The following is a 17,906-nucleotide window of genomic DNA, read 5'->3' as shown; positions in this document are numbered from 1 at the left end:
GCCGTTACCCCGCCGTTATGCGAAAGGTGCAGCCTCATGCGTTCCGGGAACGGCCGCCACAGACGCCCCCGACAAGTGCCCGCACTTGTCGTCACCGCCGGAGTCACCGGCACCGCACTCGCCCTGCCCCTGCTCGCCGCCACGGGCGCGAGCGCCGCGGAGACCTCGACGTGGGACAAGGTCGCCGAGTGCGAGAGCGGCGGCACCTGGAGTGCCAACTTCGGCGGCGGCGCGTACGGCGGGCTGCAGTTCACCCAGGAGGAGTGGCGCAGCGCCGGCGGGCTCGACTTCGCCGAGCGCGCCGACCTCGCCAGCCGCTCCCAGCAGATCGCCGTGGCCGAGCGGGTCCTGGCCTCCCAGGGGCCCGAGGCCTGGCCGCTGTGCGGGGTGCGGGCCGGCCTGACGCAGGACGCGCCCGCCGCCGCGGTGGACCCGGGCCTGCCCGGCGGTTCCGGATCCACCGCCACCCCGGCCCCCTCCCGGCCGGACGACTCCGTACCGCACACCGGCACGGGCAAGCCGTCCACGGACTTCGGGGCGCCCACGCCGAAGAGCCCGGCCCCGCAGGCCCCGTCGGCCACGCCGCTGCCCGACTACCCGGTCGGCGTGCCCGGCGAACTGCCCGTCATGCCCGCCCCGGACCTCCAGACGCCGCCTCCGGGACTCCCGGGCGACCCGACGCCTCCGGTGGGCCCGGTGGACCCCACGGCTCCGGTGGACCCCACCGCTCCGGTCGGGCCCACGACTCCGGTCGACCCGACCGCGCCGATCGCCCCGACCCTGCCGGTCGACCCGACCGCGCCGGTGAGCCCCGCTCCGGTGACGCCGCCGTCCGCGGACCCGACCGTGCCGGTGGGGCCGACGAGCCCCGTGGACCCGTCGGGCACGGGGAACCCGGCGAACCCGGCAAACCCGGTCAACCCGTCTGATTCCACAGGCCCGACGACTCCGGCCGCACCCGGCGGATCCGCCGCGCCGAGCACCTCGGAGACCCCCGGCGCGACCGGAGGCGGCGGCAAGCACCGCGGCCAGGCTGCGGTCGAGACGCCCGGGGCGCCTGATGCCGCGTCGGATCCCACGTACACCGTGAAGGAGGGCGACAGCCTCGTCGCCATCGCGGACGCCAACGGTGTGAAGGGTGGCTGGAAGGGTCTCTACGAGGCCAACGAGCAGGTCATCGGCGACGATGCGGACCTGATCAAGCCGGGCCAGAACCTGGATCTAACGCACCAATAGGGGCACTTAAGGCGTCCGGAACCAGCTGATTGTCCGTTTTCTGTAAGTGAGACATGTGTCTCTTCAGGTCAACTGGCGTGTCCGGTCCGGAGGGTTCCGCAAACCCCGCCCTCACCTGCGCAAACGCCCTTCCGGAGAGCGCAAGTAGGCACCGTTTCCCCCCGATGTCCCTCGTTGAACATCGGGGGGAGACCTGTCTACCTTCTGAATCGCTCGCCACCGCGGGCTCCTTCGACCGCATCGCCGAATCCTGCCGGCGGACGGAGGGAACACTCGTCGCGTAAAGCGCCGAAGGCAGGAGCGGGGGAACCAAGGTAGGCGCCGGAACCGGCCGTTGAGAGACGGTCACGGAACCGGCTAGGGGTTAAGACGGGCGCTAGGACGCTCGGCCGGGCACTCACTCGCCCGAACCCGACAGCTCACCTCGTAGGCGTCGGTGAGGAGAACTCCATGCTGATTTCCGGCAAGGGCAAGCACCGTCGCGGCAGCAAGGCCGTCCGCATCGTCACGCTCGCCGGTGTCACCGGTGCCGCCATCGCCGCTCCGCTGATGGCCGCCGGTACCGCTTCCGCCGCGACCGCTTCCGAGTGGGACCGCGTCGCCTCGTGCGAGTCCGGCGGCAACTGGTCCATCAACACGGGCAACGGCTACTACGGCGGCCTGCAGTTCTCGTCCTCCACCTGGGCCGCCTACGGCGGCAAGGCGTACGCCGCGCAGGCCAACCAGGCCTCCAAGTCGCAGCAGATAGCCATCGCCGAGAAGGTCCTCAAGGGCCAGGGCAAGGGCGCCTGGCCGTCCTGCGGCGTCGGCCTGTCGAACTCCTCCTACACCGGCGGCTCGGCCGAGACCCCCTCCAAGCCGAAGACGCAGCCGAAGCCCGCGCCGAAGCAGGAGAAGAAGACCGAGCCGAAGAAGGAGACCAAGCGCGTCGAGGCTCCGACCACGCGCTCGGACCGTCCCGCTGCCGCCGCGCCGAAGACCGAAGCCCCCAAGACGGGCAACGGCTCCTACGAGGTCAAGTCCGGCGACACGCTGGGTGCGATCGCCGACGCGAACAACGTGGCCGGTGGCTGGGAGAAGCTCCACGAGCTCAACAAGGACATCGTCTCGGACGCCAACCTGATCTTCCCGGGTCAGAAGCTCAAGCTCAGCTGAAGCTGAAGCTGAAGCAGGGTCCGGATCCGGAGCCCAGGCTCCAGCTGAACCCCGGCTGAAACTTGCGGGAACGGTCGCGGCCGCTTTCGCGACACGCAGTAGTTCCACCACGCAAATCCACCGCCCGGCGCGCAACCCCCTTCGCGCCGGGCGGTGCTGCGTGCGGGTGCGTCCGGCCTGACGGGGCCTCCGAACTCCCGATGATCAAGGGTCCTATGTCCCGTAAGGGGGGCATTCAGGCCCTTTTTCGTCCCAGGACCCGGGCGGTCGGCTGGCCGAGTGCCCCGAGGCGGTTAGGCTCTAAGCGGCAAGGCCATCCCACGGCCTGACATGCCACCGCACACCCAGCGTCACATCCCAGAAGGAGATGCTCGTGCCGTCCATCGACGTCGTCGTAGCCCGGGAAATCCTGGACTCCCGAGGCAACCCCACGGTCGAGGTCGAGGTGGGCCTCGACGATGGCAGCACCGGCCGTGCTGCAGTTCCGTCCGGCGCCTCCACCGGAGCGTTCGAAGCCGTAGAGCTCCGTGACGGTGACCCCAACCGCTACCTCGGCAAGGGCGTCGAGAAGGCCGTCCTCGCCGTCATCGAGCAGCTCGGCCCGGAGCTCGTCGGCTACGACGCCACCGAGCAGCGCCTGATCGACCAGGCGATGATCGACCTGGACGCCACCGAGAACAAGGGCTCCCTCGGCGCCAACGCCATCCTCGGTGTCTCCCTCGCCGTCGCGCACGCCGCGTCCGAGGCCTCCGACCTCCCGCTCTTCCGCTACCTCGGCGGTCCGAACGCGCACCTGCTGCCCGTTCCGATGATGAACATCCTGAACGGTGGGTCGCACGCCGACTCCAACGTCGACATCCAGGAGTTCATGATCGCCCCGATCGGCGCGGAGTCCTTCTCCGAGGCCCTTCGCTGGGGTGCCGAGGTCTACCACACCCTCAAGAAGGTCCTGCACACCAAGGGCCTCTCCACCGGTCTGGGCGACGAGGGCGGCTTCGCGCCGAACCTCGAGTCGAACCGCGCCGCGCTGGACCTCATCGTCGAGGCCATCAAGCAGGCCGGCTACGTCCCGGGCAAGGACATCGCGCTCGCGCTCGACGTCGCCGCGTCCGAGTTCTACAAGGACGGCAAGTACGAGTTCGAGGGCCAGTCCCGCTCGGCCGCCGAGATGACCGAGTACTACGAGGAGCTCGTCTCCGCGTTCCCGCTCGTGTCCATCGAGGACCCGCTGTACGAAGACGACTGGGCGGGCTGGAAGGTCCTCACCGACAAGCTGGGCTCCAAGGTCCAGATCGTCGGCGACGACCTCTTCGTCACCAACCCCGAGCGTCTCGCCCGCGGCATCGAAGAGGGCTCGGCGAACGCCCTGCTCGTCAAGGTGAACCAGATCGGTTCGCTGACCGAGACCCTGGACGCCGTCGAGATGGCTCAGCGCAACGGCTTCAAGTGCATGATGTCGCACCGCTCCGGTGAGACCGAGGACGTCACCATCGCCGACCTCGCGGTCGCCGTGAACTGCGGCCAGATCAAGACCGGCGCCCCGGCCCGTTCGGACCGCGTCGCCAAGTACAACCAGCTGCTGCGCATCGAGGAGATCCTCGACGACGCCGCGGTGTACGCGGGCCGCTCCGCCTTCCCGCGCTTCAAGGGCTGATCACCCCTTCAGGGCGCAAGCCTCCCTACGTCCCCGCACTCGGTCCCGTACCGTGTGCGGGGACGTAGTGCGTCGTGCGCGCAAAAGGGGAGGCGGATCAATGGCCGGGAACCGGGACCGGTTCGCCACGTTCTCGACCGCGACCAGGCTCAAGCAGCTCGGCGAGCGGACCGCGGCGCACGTGTACCGCTCGCAGTCCCGCCGGCAGGTCCGCCGCAGCCGGCTCACCGGCCGGGCCGCCCTGCTCGTCCTCGTCCTCTGTACCCTGGTCGTCGCCCTCGCGTATCCGATGCGGCAGTACGTGTCCCAGCGTTCGGAGATCGCGAAGCAGCAGAAGGACGCCGTCTCCGCGCGGGAACGGCTGGAGCGGCTGCGCGACGAGAAGGCCCGCTGGCAGGACAACGCGTACGCCGAACAGCAGGCGCGCAAGCACCTGCACTTCGTCCGGCCGGGGGAGATCAGCTACATCATGACCGACCCCGGGGCCGCCGCGGGCGAGCAGCGCCGCGCCGGACAGGCCGCCACCGACCGGCCCTGGTACTCCAACGTCTGGGACGGCGTCGACAAGGCCGACCGTCCGGGCGACTGAGTCCCACCCATCCACGAGAACGAAAAGACTTCCTCCAGGCATGCAGACGCCCCCGCCCCAGACCGACCGGACCGAGCCGACCGCCGCCGACATCGAGGCGTTCGAACAGCAGCTCGGCCGCCCCCCGCGCGGGCTCCGCGCCATCGCGCACCGCTGCCCCTGCGGGCAGCCGGACGTGGTGGAGACCGCCCCGCGGCTCCCCGACGGCACCCCCTTCCCGACGCTGTACTACCTGACCTGCCCGCGGGCCGCCGGTGCGATCGGCACGCTGGAGGCCAACGGCGTGATGAAGGAGATGCAGGCCCGCCTCGCCGTGGACCCGGAGCTGGCCGACGCCTACCGGGCCGCGCACGAGGACTACATCACCCGCCGCGACGCCATCGAGGTGCTCCAGGGCTTCCCGAGCGCCGGCGGCATGCCGGACCGGGTGAAGTGCCTGCACGTGCTGGTCGGCCACTCCCTGGCCGCGGGCCCGGGCGTGAACCCGTTCGGCGACGAGGCGCTGGCGATGCTGCCCGAGTGGTGGGCCAAGGGCGCCTGCGTCACCCCGTGCGGCGAGAAGAAGACCGCCGACGACGCTGCCGAGGCGGGCGCGTGACCCGGGTCGCCGCCGTCGACTGCGGTACGAACTCCATCCGGCTCCTCGTCGCGGACCTCGACCCCGCCACCGGCGAGCTGATCGAGCTGGACCGCCGGATGATCGTCGTCCGGCTCGGCCAGGGCGTCGACAAGACCGGCCGGCTGGCGCCGGAGGCGCTGGAGCGCACCTTCGCGGCCTGCCGCGAGTACGCGGCGGTCATCAAGGAGCTCGGCGCCGAGCGGGTGCGCTTCGTGGCGACCTCGGCCTCCCGGGACGCAGAGAACCGCGACGAGTTCGTCCGGGGCGTCCTGGACATCCTGGGCGTCGAGCCCGAGGTGATCAGCGGGGACCAGGAGGCGGAGTTCTCCTTCACCGGCGCCACCGGTGAGCTGACCGGCCGGACCGACCTGGAGCGGCCGTTCCTGGTGGTGGACATCGGCGGCGGCTCCACGGAGTTCGTGGTCGGCGCCGAACACGTGGTGGCGGCCCGTTCCGTGGACGTCGGCTGCGTCCGGATGACCGAGCGCCACCTCACGGTGGACGGGGTCGTCACGGACCCGCCGACCGCGGAGCAGGTCGCCGCGATACGGGCCGACATCGAGGCGGCCCTGGACCTGGCCGCGGAGACGGTCCCGCTGGCGGAGGCCCGCACCCTGGTGGGCCTGGCCGGTTCGGTGACCACGGTCGCCGCGATCGCCCTGGGCCTGGAGGCGTACGACTCGGCGCGGATCCATCACTCCCGGATCCCGTACGAGACGGTCCGCGAGGTCAGCGAGCGGATGCTGACGCTGACCCACGCCGAGCGCGCGGCCATCCCCGTGATGCACCCGGGCCGGGTCGATGTGATCGGCGCGGGCGCACTGGTCCTGCTGGCGATCATGGAGCGCATCGGCGCCGGGGAAGTCGTGGTCTCGGAACACGACATCCTCGACGGCATCGCCTGGTCCATCGCCTGACGGCCGGCGCGAACGCACGACGGGTGCCCCCGGCGGATCCATCCCGCCGGGGGCACCGTCATGTCCGCGGGCCCCTACCCGTCCAGCCGGACCGGCATCAGCAGCGAGAAGGTCTCCTCGTCGTCGGGGCGGCGGACCGCCGCGGGGGCCTTGGGGGCGCCGAGTTCCAGGATCAGCCGGTCACGGTCCCCGGCGGCGAGGGCGTCCAGCAGGAACGCGCGGTTCAGGCCGACGGCGGCCGGGTCGTCGTCCCCCTCGTCGCAGACGGACACCGCACCTCCCCCGGTCACCTTGACCACGCTGACCTCGCCGGTCGCACCGTCCTGCTCGCGCTCGGCCGGGCGGACCGGGCCGGTTTCCAGGGCCTCGCGGAAGGCCGGTACGTCGACGAGGGCGCGGCGCCCCGCGGGAAGGGTGACGAGGCGGCGGTAGTCGGGGAACTCGTGGTCCAGGCAGCGGCCGGCCGCCTGGCGGTCCGCCGTCCGCGTCTCCAGGGCCACGCGGTCGCCGTCCACGGTGAGCAGGACGGGGGCGTCGTCGGTCAGCAGGGCCCGCATCGCGTCGGCGAGCGGGGCGGGTACGAGGAGCTGGAGGCGGGGTCCGGTGTGTCCGGTGGCCGCGGCGCGGGCGACGGCCAGCCGGTACCGGTCGGTGGCCACCACGCGCACCGCCCCGCCCTCGATGTCGAAGAGGATGCCGCCGAGCACCGGCAGCTCGGGGTCGGAGCCGACGGCGAACCGGACGGCGTCCAGGGCGGCGGCCAGCTCCGGCCCGGAGAGGGTGAGCCGGGCGGGCGCGGGGGCGGCGGCGGTGCCGACGGACGTGATCATGGGGTTCTCCCTGCGGTCGAGTAGGGCGCGGATCGCGGAGAGCTCGCTGCTGGCATCGGCGAAGTCCTGTTCGAGCCGGTGCAGGTGTGCCCGGAGCAGGCCGCGGACCAGCTCGGTGTCCGTGCCGGCCCAGCCGGCCAGTACGAGCCGGATGTCCGCCAGGGGCATGCCGGCCCGCCGGAGCCGGGCCAGCAGCCGGGCCTCCCCGACCTGCTCGGGCCCGTACCAGCGGTACCCGCTCGCCGGGTCGACCAGGACGGGGACCAGCACGCCGGCCCCGTCGTAGAACCGCAGGGCACTCACGCTCAGGCCGCTGTCGCGGGCGGTCTCGCCGATACTGCGCATCTCGTTCTCCACGCCCCGAACCCTGGGCCCTCGACCAGGTCGAGGGTCAACAGCGGGGGCGACAGCAGGGGCCGACAGGGGTCCAGGAGGGTCGTTCGGGGGTCTTAGGTCCCGTCGTCCACATGAAGTTCGTGAAGTTCTTCACAAGGAAAAGGTGCCTGTGAGGGCTCCGGAGGAGCCTTTTGGGCGAGTCCAGGGCCGCCCGGGCCTTCTTTTTGCTCGTGTTCGTGCGATCGGCGGACGCCGCGAGGGTCTGGCGGTAGGTATCCACGAAGCCGGTGGTCTACTCCGGTTGTGGGCCTGGAGGCCAGTTCAGGACTGGTGTTCAACGACTCCCGTTACACCCTGGTTCCCGCTTCGCGCCATGACCTCGGTCACGTGGGCGGCGGAGTGTAGCAGAGGGCCCTCAGGTCCTTGTGAAGGGGCTCACGAGCGTCACCCCTGAGGGTGCTGGATACTCGTTCCATGAGCACCACGGAGCGTCCCAGGATCCTCGTTGTAGGAGGTGGGTACGTAGGCCTGTACGCAGCCAAGCGCATCATGAAGAAGATGCGTTACGGCGAGGCGACCGTCACGGTCGTCGACCCGCGCTCGTACATGACCTACCAGCCCTTCCTCCCCGAAGTGGCCGCAGGCAGCATCTCGCCTCGGCACGTCGTCGTACCTCTGCGACGCGTGCTTCCGAAGGCTGAGGTCCTCACCGGCCGGGTCACGAACATCGACCAGGACCGCAAGGTCGCCGTCGTCACGCCGCTGGTCGGCGAGGCGTACGAGCTGCCCTTCGACTACCTGGTGATCGCGCTCGGCGCCATCTCCCGCACCTTCCCGATCCCCGGCCTCGCCGAACAGGGCATCGGCATGAAGGGCGTGGAAGAGGGCATCGGCCTGCGCAACCACGTACTCGAGCAGCTCGACAAGGCCGAGTCCACGACGGACGAGGACGTCCGCCGCAAGGCCCTCACCTTCGTCTTCGTCGGCGGCGGTTTCGCCGGCGCCGAGACGATCGGCGAGGTCGAGGACATGGCCCGCGACGCCGCGAAGTACTACACCAGCATCAAGCGCGAGGACATGCGCTTCATCCTGGTCGACGCGGCCGACAAGATCCTTCCCGAGGTCGGGCCCAAGCTCGGCACCTGGGGCAAGGAGCACCTCGAGTCGCGCGGCATCGAGATCTACCTGAACACCTCCATGGACTCCTGCGTGGACGGCCACGTGGTGCTGAAGAACGGCCTCGAGGTCGACTCCAACACCCTCGTGTGGACCGCCGGCGTCAAGCCCAACCCGGTGCTGGCCCGCTACGGCCTGCCGCTCGGCCCCCGCGGCCACGTGGACGCCGAGCCGACCCTCCAGGTCAAGGGCACGGACTACATCTGGACCGCCGGCGACAACGCCCAGGTGCCGGACCTCGCCGCCCGCAAGGCCGGCGTGGAGAATGCCTGGTGCCCGCCGAACGCCCAGCACGCGCTGCGCCAGGCCAAGGTCCTCGGCGACAACGTCATCTCCGGGATGCGCGGCTTCCCGCAGAAGGAGTACGCGCACTCCAACAAGGGCGCGGTGGCGGGCCTCGGCCTCCACAAGGGCGTGGCGATGATCGTCATGGGCAAGATGAAGATCAAGCTCAAGGGCCGGCTCGCCTGGTACATGCACCGTGGCTACCACGGCATGGCCATGCCGACCTGGAACCGCAAGATCCGCGTCTTCGCCGACTGGACCCTCGGCATGTTCCTCAAGCGCGAGGTCGTCTCCCTCGGTGCCCTGGAGACCCCCCGCGAGGAGTTCTACGAGGCCGCCAAGCCGGCGCCGGCTCCGGCCGCCGTCTCGGCCCCGGCCGAGAAGGCCAAGGCCTCCTGACCCCTCGGGGCCGCAGGACCGTAGGAGTGCAGGACCCGTAGGACCCAGCAGGACCAGTACGACGCGTGCGACCGGCACGAGGCGTACGACCAGTACGGCCCCGAGGGGCCGCCCGCCATCCGTGGTGCGGGCGGCCCCTTCGGCATATTCGGGGCCGGATCCGGGTATGCCGTGCGGTCGGAACTTGTCCGAGTCCGAGGTGGTCCGATCTTGTCGGCGCTTGTTGGAGGGTCCCGCATGAACGACGCCGCGCCGCGGCTGGCCGCTTCGGCCGAAACCCTGCTGGGAGCCCCGCTCCCGGTCCGGATCCGGGCCTGGGACGGCAGCGAGGCCGGCCCGCCCGGCGGTCCCGTCCTGGTCCTGAACAACCGGCGGGCCCTGCGCCGGATCCTGTGGAAGCCGGGCGAGCTCGGCCTGGCCCGCGCCTGGGTGGCCGGTGACCTCACCGTCGACGGGGACCTGTTCGAGCTGCTGGACCGGGTCGGCGGGCTGCTCTGGGAGCGGGACCGCGAGCCCGGGGCGCAGGAGAAGGACAAGGCCGAGCGGGACACCGGGCCCGCCGCCCTGCTGCGCGATCCCCGCACCCGGGCCGCCGTACGGAGCCTCGCGGGCCTGGCGCGGCCGTGGACCAGGCCGGCCCCGCCGCCCGAGGAGGCCGCCCGCCGCGGCGGCTCCCGGCAGTCCGGGCCGTCCGGGCGGCCCCGGCACACCAAGGCCAGCGACCGGCGGGCCATCAGCCACCACTACGACGTCGGCAACACCTTCTACGAGCGGGTGCTCGGCCCGTCGATGGTGTACTCCTGCGCCTACTGGAGCCCCGGCGGCAGCCTGGAGGACGCCCAGCGGGACAAGCTGGACCTGGTCTGCCGCAAGCTCGCCCTGGGCCCCGGGGACCGGCTCCTGGACGTCGGCTGCGGCTGGGGCTCGATGGCCCTGCATGCGGCCCGGGAGTACGGGGCCAGGGTCACCGGGATCACCCTCTCGCGGGAACAGGCCGCCTACGCCCGCAAGCGGATCGCGGAGGAGGGCCTGGCCGACCTCGTCGAGATCCGGGTCCAGGACTACCGGGACGTCGCGGACGGCCCGTACGACGCCGTCTCCTCCATCGGGATGGCCGAACACGTCGGCGCCGCGCGCTACCGCACGTACGCCCGGAGCCTGTACGGACTGCTGCGCCCGGGCGGGAGGCTGCTGAACCACCAGATCGCGCGGCGCCCCGAGCCGGACGAGGAGGCCTACCGGATCGACGCCTTCATAGACGCCTACGTCTTCCCCGACGGCGAGCTCTCCCCGCTGGGCACCACCGTCGGCGAGCTGGAGCGGGCCGGCTTCGAGGTCCGCGACGTGGAGGCGCTGCGCGAGCACTACGCGCTCACCCTGCGGGCCTGGGTGGCCCGGCTGGGGGACCACTGGGAGGAGGCGGTACGGCTGACCTCGCCCGGGCGGGCCCGGGTCTGGCAGCTGTACATGGCCGCCTCGGCGCTCGCCTTCGAGCACAACCGGCTCGGGGTCAACCAGGTGCTCGCGGTGCGGACCGGGACCCGGTCCGCCTCGGGGATGCCGCTGCGCGCCCGGGAGTGGCCGGCGTAGGACGGCGCAGGAACGGCGAAGGGCCCCGCGACCGGGAGGTCGCGGGGCCCTTCACCTGCGTACGGCTACTCCGTCTTGATCGCGGTCAGCATGTTCAGCCGGGCCGCGCTGCGGGCGGGCCACATGGCCGCCAGGGCGCCGACGATGCCGGCCAGCAGCATGAAGATCGCGATCCGGTCGAAGGGGATCACCAGGGCGTAGTTCGGGATCGAGCCCTTGATGGTCTCGCCGACGGCCCAGGCGATGAAGGTGCCGAGGGCCACGCCGATCACCGCGCCGAAGAGCGAGATCACGATGGCCTCCAGGCGGATCATGTTCTTGACCCGGCCGCGGTCCAGGCCGATGGCCCGCAGCATGCCGATCTCCTGGGTCCGCTCGTAGACGGACATCGCCAGGGTGTTGACGACGCCGAGCACCGAGATGATCAGGGCCATGGCCAGCAGGCCGTACATGATGTTCAGGGCGGTGTTGATCATGCCGCCCATCTCGTTGCGGATGTCCTGCTGGGTGGCGAAGGTGATCGCCGGGTTCTTGCCGAGGGCGTCGACCAGGGCCTGCTCGCCCTTGGCCGAGGGGCCGCCGTCCATCTTGACGAGGACCTCGCGCAGGTACGGCTTCTCCTCGTGCCGGTCGAGGATCCGGGAGTCGATCACGTAGGGGGAGAGCATGCCCTCCATGTCCTTGTAGACCGCGCCGACCTTCAGGTTCTCCTGCTTCTTGTCCGGGAAGGTGACCTTCAGGGGGGAGCCGACCGATAGGCCGTCCGACTTCGCGGTCTTCTCCGAGACGGCCACCTCGCCGTTGGCGAGGCTGGTCAGCCGGCCGCTGACCACGTCGAAGTTGAGGAGCTGGCCGATGGTCGCCGGGTTGACCCCGGAGACCGAGCGGTAGGTGTCGCCGTCGCCGACCTTGAAGTCACCGGCCTGCTGCGGGGAGACCGCCTTGACGCCGGGGGCCTTCTCCAGGGCCGGGATCACGGAGGGGTCCAGGCTGCCGAAGGTCTCGCCCATGGAGACCTTGTAGTCGGCCTTGAGGTTGTCCGTGGTCATCTTGTCGATGGCCTTGCCCATCGTGATGCCGAGCACCGACAGGGCGGTGACCAGGGTCAGGCCGATGGCCAGCGAGGCGGCGGTGACGGCGGTGCGGCGCGGGTTGCGCACCGCGTTCTGCGCGGCCAGCTTGCCGGCGACGCCGAAGACCTTCTCCAGCAGCGGGCGGACCGCCGCGATGACCGGGCGGGAGAGGGCCGGCAGCAGGATGATGATGCCGATCATGGTCAGGAAGGCGCCTGCGCCGATGAGCATCTTGCCGTCCTTCCCGCTCATCGCACCGCCGAGGATGCCCAGCAGACCGAGCAGGGTGACGGCGCCGCCGATGCTGTTGCGCAGCACCAGGGACTTGGCGGAGGCCGGCAGGTGGGCGCTGCCCATGGCGGCGACCGGGGAGATCTTGGCGGTGCGGCGCGCGGGCAGCCAGGCGGCGAGCATCGTGACGACGATGCCGATGACGATCGCGGCGGCGATGGTGACGGGGGCGACGACCAGCGGGCCGGCCGGGATCTTGACGTCGAAGGCGTTCATCGCGGAGCGCATGCCGATGGCGAGCCCGACGCCGGCGATCAGGCCGATGGCGGAGGAGATCACGCCGACGACCATGGCCTCGGCCAGGACCGAGCGCTTGACCTGGCCGCGGTTGGCGCCGACGGCGCGCAGCAGGGCCAGTTCCTTCGTGCGCTGGGCGACCAGCATGGTGAAGGTGTTGTAGATCAGGAAGACGCCGACGAAGAGCGAGATCAGGGCGAAGGTCAGCAGCATCTGGTTCATGCTGTTCATGCCGGCTTCGATGTCCTTGGCCTGCTGCGCGGCGAGCTGCGCGCCGGTCTGGGCCTTGGCGTCCTTGCCGACGATCGGCTTGATCTCGGAGAGGAGCTGGTCGGCGGAGGCGCCGGCCTTGGCGCTGACCGCGAGCTCGTCGTAGTAGCCCGGCTCCAGGTAGAGCTGCTGGGCGGTCGGGGTGTCGAACAGGACGAGCGAGCCGCCCGCGTTGACCGCGCCGTCCTCGGTGGTGAAGACGCCGGTGAGGGTGTACTCCTTGGCCGGGCCGTTGTCGGCCACCCGGACCTTGTCGCCCACCTTGTACTTGCCGCGCTTGGCCGTCTCCTTGTCGAGGGCGATCTGGTCGGCCTTGGCCGGTCCGTTGCCCTCGGTGAAGGTGTAGCGGGGGTCCTTGCCGTCCTTGAGGGGGACGAAGTTGGCGCCGGTGTTGGCCCAGCCGGTGCCGATCAGCTTGCCGTCCTGGTCGCCGACGGCGGCGAAGCCGTGGACGCGGCCGGAGGCGGCCTCGACGCCGCTCAGGGCCTTGACCTTGTCGAGGGTCTGCTGGCTGATCCCCGGCTCGCCCTCCTTGACGCCCTCCTCGTTGCGGGGGGCGCCGTAGGAGGTGACGGAGACGGCGACGCCGTCGAAGCTCTTGGCGGACTGGTTCGACATCGCCTTGCCGACGGTGTCGGTGAAGACGAGCGTGCCGGAGACGAAGGCGACGCCGAGGACGACGGCGAGCACCGTCATCAGCAGCCGGGCCTTGTGCGCGAGCACGTTGCGCAGGGCGGTACGGAACATGGTGGAGGAATCCAGGTCTGTGGGGTCAGCGGGGACGGGGTCGAGGGGCGTCCCTCAGCTGGTGCGGCCCTTGGCGTCGAAGGCCTTCATGCGGTCGAGCACGCCGTCCGCGGTGGGCTGGATCATCTCGTCGACGATGCGGCCGTCGGCGAGGAAGATGACGCGGTCCGCGTAGGAGGCGGCGACCGGGTCGTGGGTGACCATGACGACGGTCTGGCCGAGCTCGCGCACGGAGTTGCGCAGGAAGCCGAGGACCTCGGCGCCGGAGCGCGAGTCGAGGTTTCCGGTGGGCTCGTCACCGAAGATGATCTCGGGGCGGGAGGCCAGGGCGCGGGCGACCGCCACGCGCTGCTGCTGGCCGCCGGAGAGCTGGGTGGGGCGGTGGGAGAGGCGCTCGGAGAGGCCGACCATGCTGATCACCGCGTCGAGCCACTGCTGGTCGGGCTTGCGGCCGGCGATGTCCATGGGGAGCGTGATGTTCTCCAGGGCCGTCAGGGTCGGCAGCAGGTTGAAGGCCTGGAAGATGAAGCCGATCTTGTCCCGGCGCAGCTGCGTGAGCTGCTTGTCCTTCAGGGTGGACAGCTCGGTCTCGCCGATGCGGACGGATCCGGCGGAGAAGGTGTCCAGGCCGGCGACGCAGTGCATCAGCGTGGACTTGCCGGAGCCCGAGGGGCCCATGATCGCGGTGAACTGCCCCTGCGCGAAGTCGACGGAGACGTTGTCCAGAGCGACCACCTGGGTCTCGCCCTGGCCGTACACCTTGGAGAGGCCGGTAGCGCGTGCGGCGACGGCCTGGGCGGTGTGCGGGGCGTAGTTCATGGTGGTCACGGGGGCGGCTCCTCGGGGGGCGGACCGGGCTCACGGTCCGCGGTTGGCGGGACTCCTCCATCCTCGCGGCGCCCGTCCGGCTCCGGATCAGCCGTGATGCCCGTTCTCCGGGCCACCGGAGTCTGACCGCGGAGGGACGCGCCTCCTCCTCTGGTATGACAGGGGCGCTCGTGGGGTCCGGCGGAAGTGCGGGGGAGGCCGCCCGGCGGCGGCGCCGGGACCGGCGGCGGGACCGGCGTGGGACCAGGGAGATGATCAAGAAGCCGACCGGGAAACGGAGCCCGATGCGGAACCCGGAGCGGGGCCGGTCGGAGGGGGTGGCGCACGGGGTGGCGGGCGGGGTGGCGCGGGCCGTCGAAATCCCGTCAATCCCGTGGTGGCCATGATCGACGCCCGGAACGTGCCGACCGCGCCTTCTGTCCCCTGACGAGTCATCAATCGCCAATAAAATCAGACAACATCGGCGAGACGCCCAGGTGAGGGCACAAGTGTTGCGGATAGGCTCGGCGTAGCGTTCAAGGCTTTTCCTACAGGGGCCGCTACGCCCTGCCCGGATGGTGGAATGCAGACACGGCGAGCTTAAACCTCGCTGACCCTCGGGTCGTGCCGGTTCAAGTCCGGCTTCGGGCACGATGATGTTGAGGACGTTCCGTTTCAGGCCGGAACACGTGGACGGCGGGGGCACCACGAGTACCCCCGCCGGCCCCGCGCGCGGGCGCGTACCCGCGGGGAAAGATCCTCCTCCAGCAGTAGGGCGATTTCTTTGCGTCCGCATTACTCTTGATTCCAAGGCCGCGCACGGTGGCCATGGAGGAGTGAGATGAGGAGCAGCAACCCGGTCTTCTCGCGACGGGGATTCAGCCGCGACAACGGTGCTTATGCGGGCTTCGGCACGCAGCAGCCCCAGGCCCAGGCCGGGACCGCCACCAACCCGTACGCGACCAACCCCTACGCGACCGACCCGGCCACGGGTATGCCGCAGGCGCCGGTCCGCGGCAACGCGATGACCATCGACGACGTCGTGAGCCGTACGGCCATGACGCTCGGCACGGTCGTCCTGACGGCGGCCCTCTCCTGGATCGCGCTTCCGGTTGACCCGGCCAACATCAACAAGTCGTACGGCATCGCCGTCGTCGCCGCGCTCATCGCGTTCGTCTTCGCGATGATCCAGTCCTTCAAGGCCAAGCCCGTCCCGGCCCTGATCCTGGCGTACGCGGCCTTCGAGGGTGTCTTCCTCGGCGTCATCAGCTCGGCCGTCAGCACCTACGTGGGCCCCGGTACGGTCGTCCAGGCCGTCATGGGCACCATGTGCGTCTTCGCCGGCGTACTGATCGCCTACAAGATGCGCTGGATCAGGGTGAACCGGCGCTTCGTCGGTTTCGTGATGGCCGCGGCCATGGGCTTCATGCTCCTGATGGTCGTCAACATGCTGTTCTCGATCTTCGCGGGCGGCGACGGCCTCGGCTTCCGCAGCGGCGGCCTCGGCATCCTCTTCGGCGTCATCGGCATCCTGCTCGGTGCCGCGTTCCTCGCCATGGACTTCAAGATGGTCGAGGACGGCGTGGCCTACGGCGCCCCCCGCGAGGAGTCCTGGCTGGCGGCCTTCGGCCTCACCATGACCCTGGTGTGGATCTACATGGAGATGCTGCGCCTGATCTCCATCCTCAAGGGCGACTGAGTACCTTCCCGGTACCCCCGCACTGAGCTGAGGAAGGCCCCGCGAGCACACGCTCGCGGGGCCTTCCCGCATGTCGGGGGTCACTGGACCGGGTGGTCGTGGAGTCGGAGTCGGGGACCGTGGACGGGGGCAGGGGCCGGCTCAGCCGAACCTGCGGGCGGCCCTGCGCAGGTCGTACTCGTGGATGATCGCCTTGGCCTGGCCGTACGACAGCTCGTGCGCGCCGAGCAGCCAGCTGACCTTCTCTTCGAACCGGACGAGGGAGGGACCTTCGTCCACGGTGCGGAGCCAGTCGGAGAGTTCACGACCGGTGGAGCGGGGGATTCTGTCGATCATGTTGCGGTGGGTCTGCTCGGAGAACTCGACGGACATGGGCGCCTCCGGAGGTATCGCCGTGCTGCTCTCTTCACGCCACCGTGCCGGAGAGTTCGCCTGTTGGCAATGGCGCCGCGACGGCGCGTAAGGTCGGCCGGGTGCTCGATACCTCACCCTTGACCGCCGCCGTGGAACGTTTCGCCGACCGGCTGCGGGCGGCTCCGCAGAGCCGGCTCCAGCAGGGCGCCGCCGAGGTGGCGCTGGACCTGGCCCGGGAGCTCTCGCTGCGGGCGCAGCGGCTGGAGGCAGCCGCCGCGGGCGCGGGGGACGGCGCGGGGGCGGCTCCGGCGCGCACCATGCCCGACGCCGGGATCTTCGTCGTGGGCGACCAGCTGGCCGTGGCCGGGCTGGACCTCGCCGAGGCCCTGCACGGCGCGGAGGCGGGCGCGGCGGGCCGGGCGGGCACCCGGGGCGCCCAGGACGGCACGGAGGCCCGGGAGGCCCAGGACGCCCCCGGGGCCCCGGACGCGGCGAAGGCCCCGTCCGAGATGCTGGACGAGGCCGTTCGGCTGGTGGATCAGGCGGAAGCCGGGGCGCTGCGGTGACGCGGGTCGAGGCCCGGGGTCAGAGCGAGGCGATGACGCGGTCGGCGAGGATGTAGACGTTGCTGTCCGGGTCCTCGGAGTCTCCGCAGGAGAAGGTCAGGGCGTAGGCGCCGGAGATGCCCGAGCCGCCCAGCAGGACCGGTGCGCTGCCCGAGCGCAGGGCGTCGGCGAGCCGCTCGGCGGTCTCCCGGTGGCCCGGGGTCATGCAGAGCGTGGTGCCGTCGGTGAAGACGTACACGTCCAGGGTGCCCAGCGGGCCGGGGCGGACGTCCGCGAGGGCCGTACGGGCCTCCGCGAGCTCCTCCAGGCGGTTGACCGTGCGCTCGTGGTCGGCGCCGGGGTGCGAGGCCTGCACGGGGACGAAGTCGGGGTGCGAGGGGTGGCGCCGGCGGGCGGCGGCCAGCTCGGCCGAGTCCTCCGGGTAGGTCTGGTAGTCCTCGGCGTCGTCGCCCAGGAGCGGCTCCAGGCCCACCATGTCCGCCTGCCGGGGCAGGAAGACCGGGCTCTCCTCGCCGAGGCCGGACAGGCCGCCCAGCAGCGAGGGGGCGTCGGCGGCGTCGCGCGCCTCCTGGGCGGCCCAGAAGGCACGCGCCTCGGCGAGCTCGCGCTCGCGCTCCTCGGCGAGGGCCTCGGCCACGGCGGCTCGTATCTCGGCGGCGGGGGACTCCACGGCGCTGCGGGCGTGCGGGACGGTGGTGCCGCGGGGCTGCGAAACCGTCAGCTCACCGCGCAGTGCGGTGACCTGCTTGCGCAGGCCGTGGACGGCGTGCAGCGCAGCAGCGCCGACGGCCGTGGCAGCGGCCGTGGTCAGCAGTAGGGCAAGAGACATGGCGCTCACTGACTAACTCCTGATTGATTCGATCCCCCGACTTCCTACATCAGCTTGTCCTGACCTGGGAATGGCTTGCAGTGCATTACGTCATGAATTGGACAGGCCTTTCGTCCCGAGGCGCCCGCTCGAACCCTGCCTGACCTGCAGAAACAATGATCCCCCAGGACTTAGGTCACATCCTGGGGGACATTTGGTCACAGAATGGCCGCGACAGGATTAGATTCGGTGTCAGTACGGCGCAGGG

Annotated in this window: 15 protein-coding genes, 1 tRNA gene and 1 riboswitch; of the genes, 11 read left to right on the top strand and 5 right to left on the bottom strand. The window is 70.9% G+C overall.

Annotated features, from left to right (window positions below):
* Window positions 1-75 precede the first annotated feature (75 nt).
* From NLX94_RS36805 to NLX94_RS36780, 6 genes are all read left to right on the top strand, one after another.
* Window positions 76-1,236, top strand: coding sequence for a transglycosylase family protein (locus NLX94_RS36805; protein WP_308402635.1), 1,161 nt, complete (start codon window positions 76-78; stop codon window positions 1,234-1,236).
* A 276-nt stretch (window positions 1,237-1,512) separates the two neighbouring features.
* Window positions 1,513-1,684: riboswitch (cyclic di-AMP (ydaO/yuaA leader) on the top strand.
* Window positions 1,685-1,686: 2 nt separating this feature from the next.
* A complete protein-coding gene (locus NLX94_RS36800; protein ID WP_254387628.1) occupies window positions 1,687-2,391 on the top strand; it encodes a transglycosylase family protein in 705 nt (234 codons plus the stop codon).
* A gap of 367 nt (window positions 2,392-2,758) precedes the next feature.
* Window positions 2,759-4,045: a phosphopyruvate hydratase gene (eno, locus tag NLX94_RS36795; RefSeq protein ID WP_254387627.1), complete on the top strand. Its 1,287-nt coding sequence runs from the start codon at window positions 2,759-2,761 to the stop codon at window positions 4,043-4,045.
* 100 nt (window positions 4,046-4,145) lie between these two features.
* A complete protein-coding gene (locus NLX94_RS36790) occupies window positions 4,146-4,634 on the top strand; it encodes a septum formation initiator family protein (protein ID WP_254387626.1) in 489 nt (162 codons plus the stop codon).
* A gap of 40 nt (window positions 4,635-4,674) precedes the next feature.
* Window positions 4,675-5,232, top strand: a complete 558-nt coding sequence (locus NLX94_RS36785) for a DUF501 domain-containing protein (RefSeq protein ID WP_254387625.1) — start codon at window positions 4,675-4,677, stop codon at window positions 5,230-5,232.
* Window positions 5,229-6,170: a Ppx/GppA phosphatase family protein gene (locus NLX94_RS36780; RefSeq protein WP_254387624.1), complete on the top strand. Its 942-nt coding sequence runs from the start codon at window positions 5,229-5,231 to the stop codon at window positions 6,168-6,170. The genes NLX94_RS36785 and NLX94_RS36780 overlap by 4 nt, the downstream gene beginning before the upstream one ends.
* Window positions 6,171-6,244: 74 nt before the next feature.
* Here NLX94_RS36780 and NLX94_RS36775 read toward each other — a convergent pair whose 3' ends face one another.
* Entirely contained in the window at window positions 6,245-7,345 is a 1,101-nt protein-coding gene (locus NLX94_RS36775; protein ID WP_254387623.1) for a MerR family transcriptional regulator, read from the bottom strand.
* A 465-nt stretch (window positions 7,346-7,810) separates the two neighbouring features.
* Between NLX94_RS36775 and NLX94_RS36770 the strand changes: the two genes are divergently transcribed.
* Both NLX94_RS36770 and NLX94_RS36765 read left to right on the top strand, forming a co-directional pair.
* Window positions 7,811-9,196: an NAD(P)/FAD-dependent oxidoreductase gene (locus NLX94_RS36770; RefSeq protein WP_254387622.1), complete on the top strand. Its 1,386-nt coding sequence runs from the start codon at window positions 7,811-7,813 to the stop codon at window positions 9,194-9,196.
* Between the two features lie 237 nt (window positions 9,197-9,433).
* The gene (locus NLX94_RS36765; RefSeq protein ID WP_254387621.1) at window positions 9,434-10,786 is read left to right on the top strand and encodes a cyclopropane-fatty-acyl-phospholipid synthase family protein; all 1,353 of its coding nucleotides are present in this window, start codon (window positions 9,434-9,436) and stop codon (window positions 10,784-10,786) included.
* A 65-nt stretch (window positions 10,787-10,851) separates the two neighbouring features.
* Here NLX94_RS36765 and NLX94_RS36760 read toward each other — a convergent pair whose 3' ends face one another.
* Both NLX94_RS36760 and NLX94_RS36755 read right to left on the bottom strand, forming a co-directional pair.
* Window positions 10,852-13,404 carry an ABC transporter permease gene (locus NLX94_RS36760; RefSeq protein ID WP_254387620.1) on the bottom strand — a complete coding sequence of 851 codons (2,553 nt, stop codon included), beginning with the start codon at window positions 13,402-13,404 and terminating at the stop codon, window positions 10,852-10,854.
* A 54-nt stretch (window positions 13,405-13,458) separates the two neighbouring features.
* Entirely contained in the window at window positions 13,459-14,223 is a 765-nt protein-coding gene (locus NLX94_RS36755; RefSeq protein WP_254387647.1) for an ABC transporter ATP-binding protein, read from the bottom strand.
* A 557-nt stretch (window positions 14,224-14,780) separates the two neighbouring features.
* Here NLX94_RS36755 and NLX94_RS36750 point away from each other — a divergent pair.
* Window positions 14,781-14,862 (top strand) — tRNA-Leu (locus NLX94_RS36750).
* Between the two features lie 190 nt (window positions 14,863-15,052).
* A complete protein-coding gene (locus tag NLX94_RS36745; RefSeq protein ID WP_254387619.1) occupies window positions 15,053-15,910 on the top strand; it encodes a Bax inhibitor-1/YccA family protein in 858 nt (285 codons plus the stop codon).
* Between the two features lie 141 nt (window positions 15,911-16,051).
* Here NLX94_RS36745 and NLX94_RS36740 read toward each other — a convergent pair whose 3' ends face one another.
* The gene (locus NLX94_RS36740; protein ID WP_254387618.1) at window positions 16,052-16,282 is read right to left on the bottom strand and encodes a DUF4287 domain-containing protein; all 231 of its coding nucleotides are present in this window, start codon (window positions 16,280-16,282) and stop codon (window positions 16,052-16,054) included.
* A gap of 101 nt (window positions 16,283-16,383) precedes the next feature.
* Between NLX94_RS36740 and NLX94_RS36735 the strand changes: the two genes are divergently transcribed.
* Window positions 16,384-16,830, top strand: coding sequence for a hypothetical protein (locus tag NLX94_RS36735; protein WP_254387617.1), 447 nt, complete (start codon window positions 16,384-16,386; stop codon window positions 16,828-16,830).
* Between the two features lie 19 nt (window positions 16,831-16,849).
* Here the strand turns inward: NLX94_RS36735 and NLX94_RS36730 are convergent, their stop codons facing one another.
* A complete protein-coding gene (locus NLX94_RS36730) occupies window positions 16,850-17,659 on the bottom strand; it encodes a hypothetical protein (RefSeq protein WP_254387616.1) in 810 nt (269 codons plus the stop codon).
* Between the last annotated feature and the right edge of the window lie 247 nt (window positions 17,660-17,906).

This window comes from Streptomyces sp. TBY4 (assembly GCF_024213195.1).
Lineage (GTDB): Bacteria > Actinomycetota > Actinomycetes > Streptomycetales > Streptomycetaceae > Streptomyces.
Note: the sequence above shows the minus strand (reverse complement) of the source record. Positions and strands in the feature narration are given on the sequence as shown.

Bases quoted from the DNA above. Each gene is read 5' to 3' on its own strand.
- NLX94_RS36740 (WP_254387618.1), bottom strand. From the start codon at position 16,282: ATGTCCGTCGAGTTCTCCGAGCAGACCCACCGCAACATGATCGACAGA.
- NLX94_RS36755 (WP_254387647.1), bottom strand. From the start codon at position 14,223: ATGAACTACGCCCCGCACACCGCCCAGGCCGTCGCCGCACGCGCTACC.
- NLX94_RS36790 (WP_254387626.1), top strand. From the start codon at position 4,146: ATGGCCGGGAACCGGGACCGGTTCGCCACGTTCTCGACCGCGACCAGG.
- NLX94_RS36745 (WP_254387619.1), top strand. From the start codon at position 15,053: ATGAGGAGCAGCAACCCGGTCTTCTCGCGACGGGGATTCAGCCGCGAC.
- NLX94_RS36775 (WP_254387623.1), bottom strand. From the start codon at position 7,345: ATGCGCAGTATCGGCGAGACCGCCCGCGACAGCGGCCTGAGCGTGAGT.
- NLX94_RS36800 (WP_254387628.1), top strand. From the start codon at position 1,687: ATGCTGATTTCCGGCAAGGGCAAGCACCGTCGCGGCAGCAAGGCCGTC.
- eno (WP_254387627.1), top strand. From the start codon at position 2,759: ATGCTCGTGCCGTCCATCGACGTCGTCGTAGCCCGGGAAATCCTGGAC.
- NLX94_RS36770 (WP_254387622.1), top strand. From the start codon at position 7,811: ATGAGCACCACGGAGCGTCCCAGGATCCTCGTTGTAGGAGGTGGGTAC.
- NLX94_RS36760 (WP_254387620.1), bottom strand. From the start codon at position 13,404: ATGTTCCGTACCGCCCTGCGCAACGTGCTCGCGCACAAGGCCCGGCTG.
- NLX94_RS36765 (WP_254387621.1), top strand. From the start codon at position 9,434: ATGAACGACGCCGCGCCGCGGCTGGCCGCTTCGGCCGAAACCCTGCTG.
- NLX94_RS36785 (WP_254387625.1), top strand. From the start codon at position 4,675: ATGCAGACGCCCCCGCCCCAGACCGACCGGACCGAGCCGACCGCCGCC.
- NLX94_RS36730 (WP_254387616.1), bottom strand. From the start codon at position 17,659: ATGTCTCTTGCCCTACTGCTGACCACGGCCGCTGCCACGGCCGTCGGC.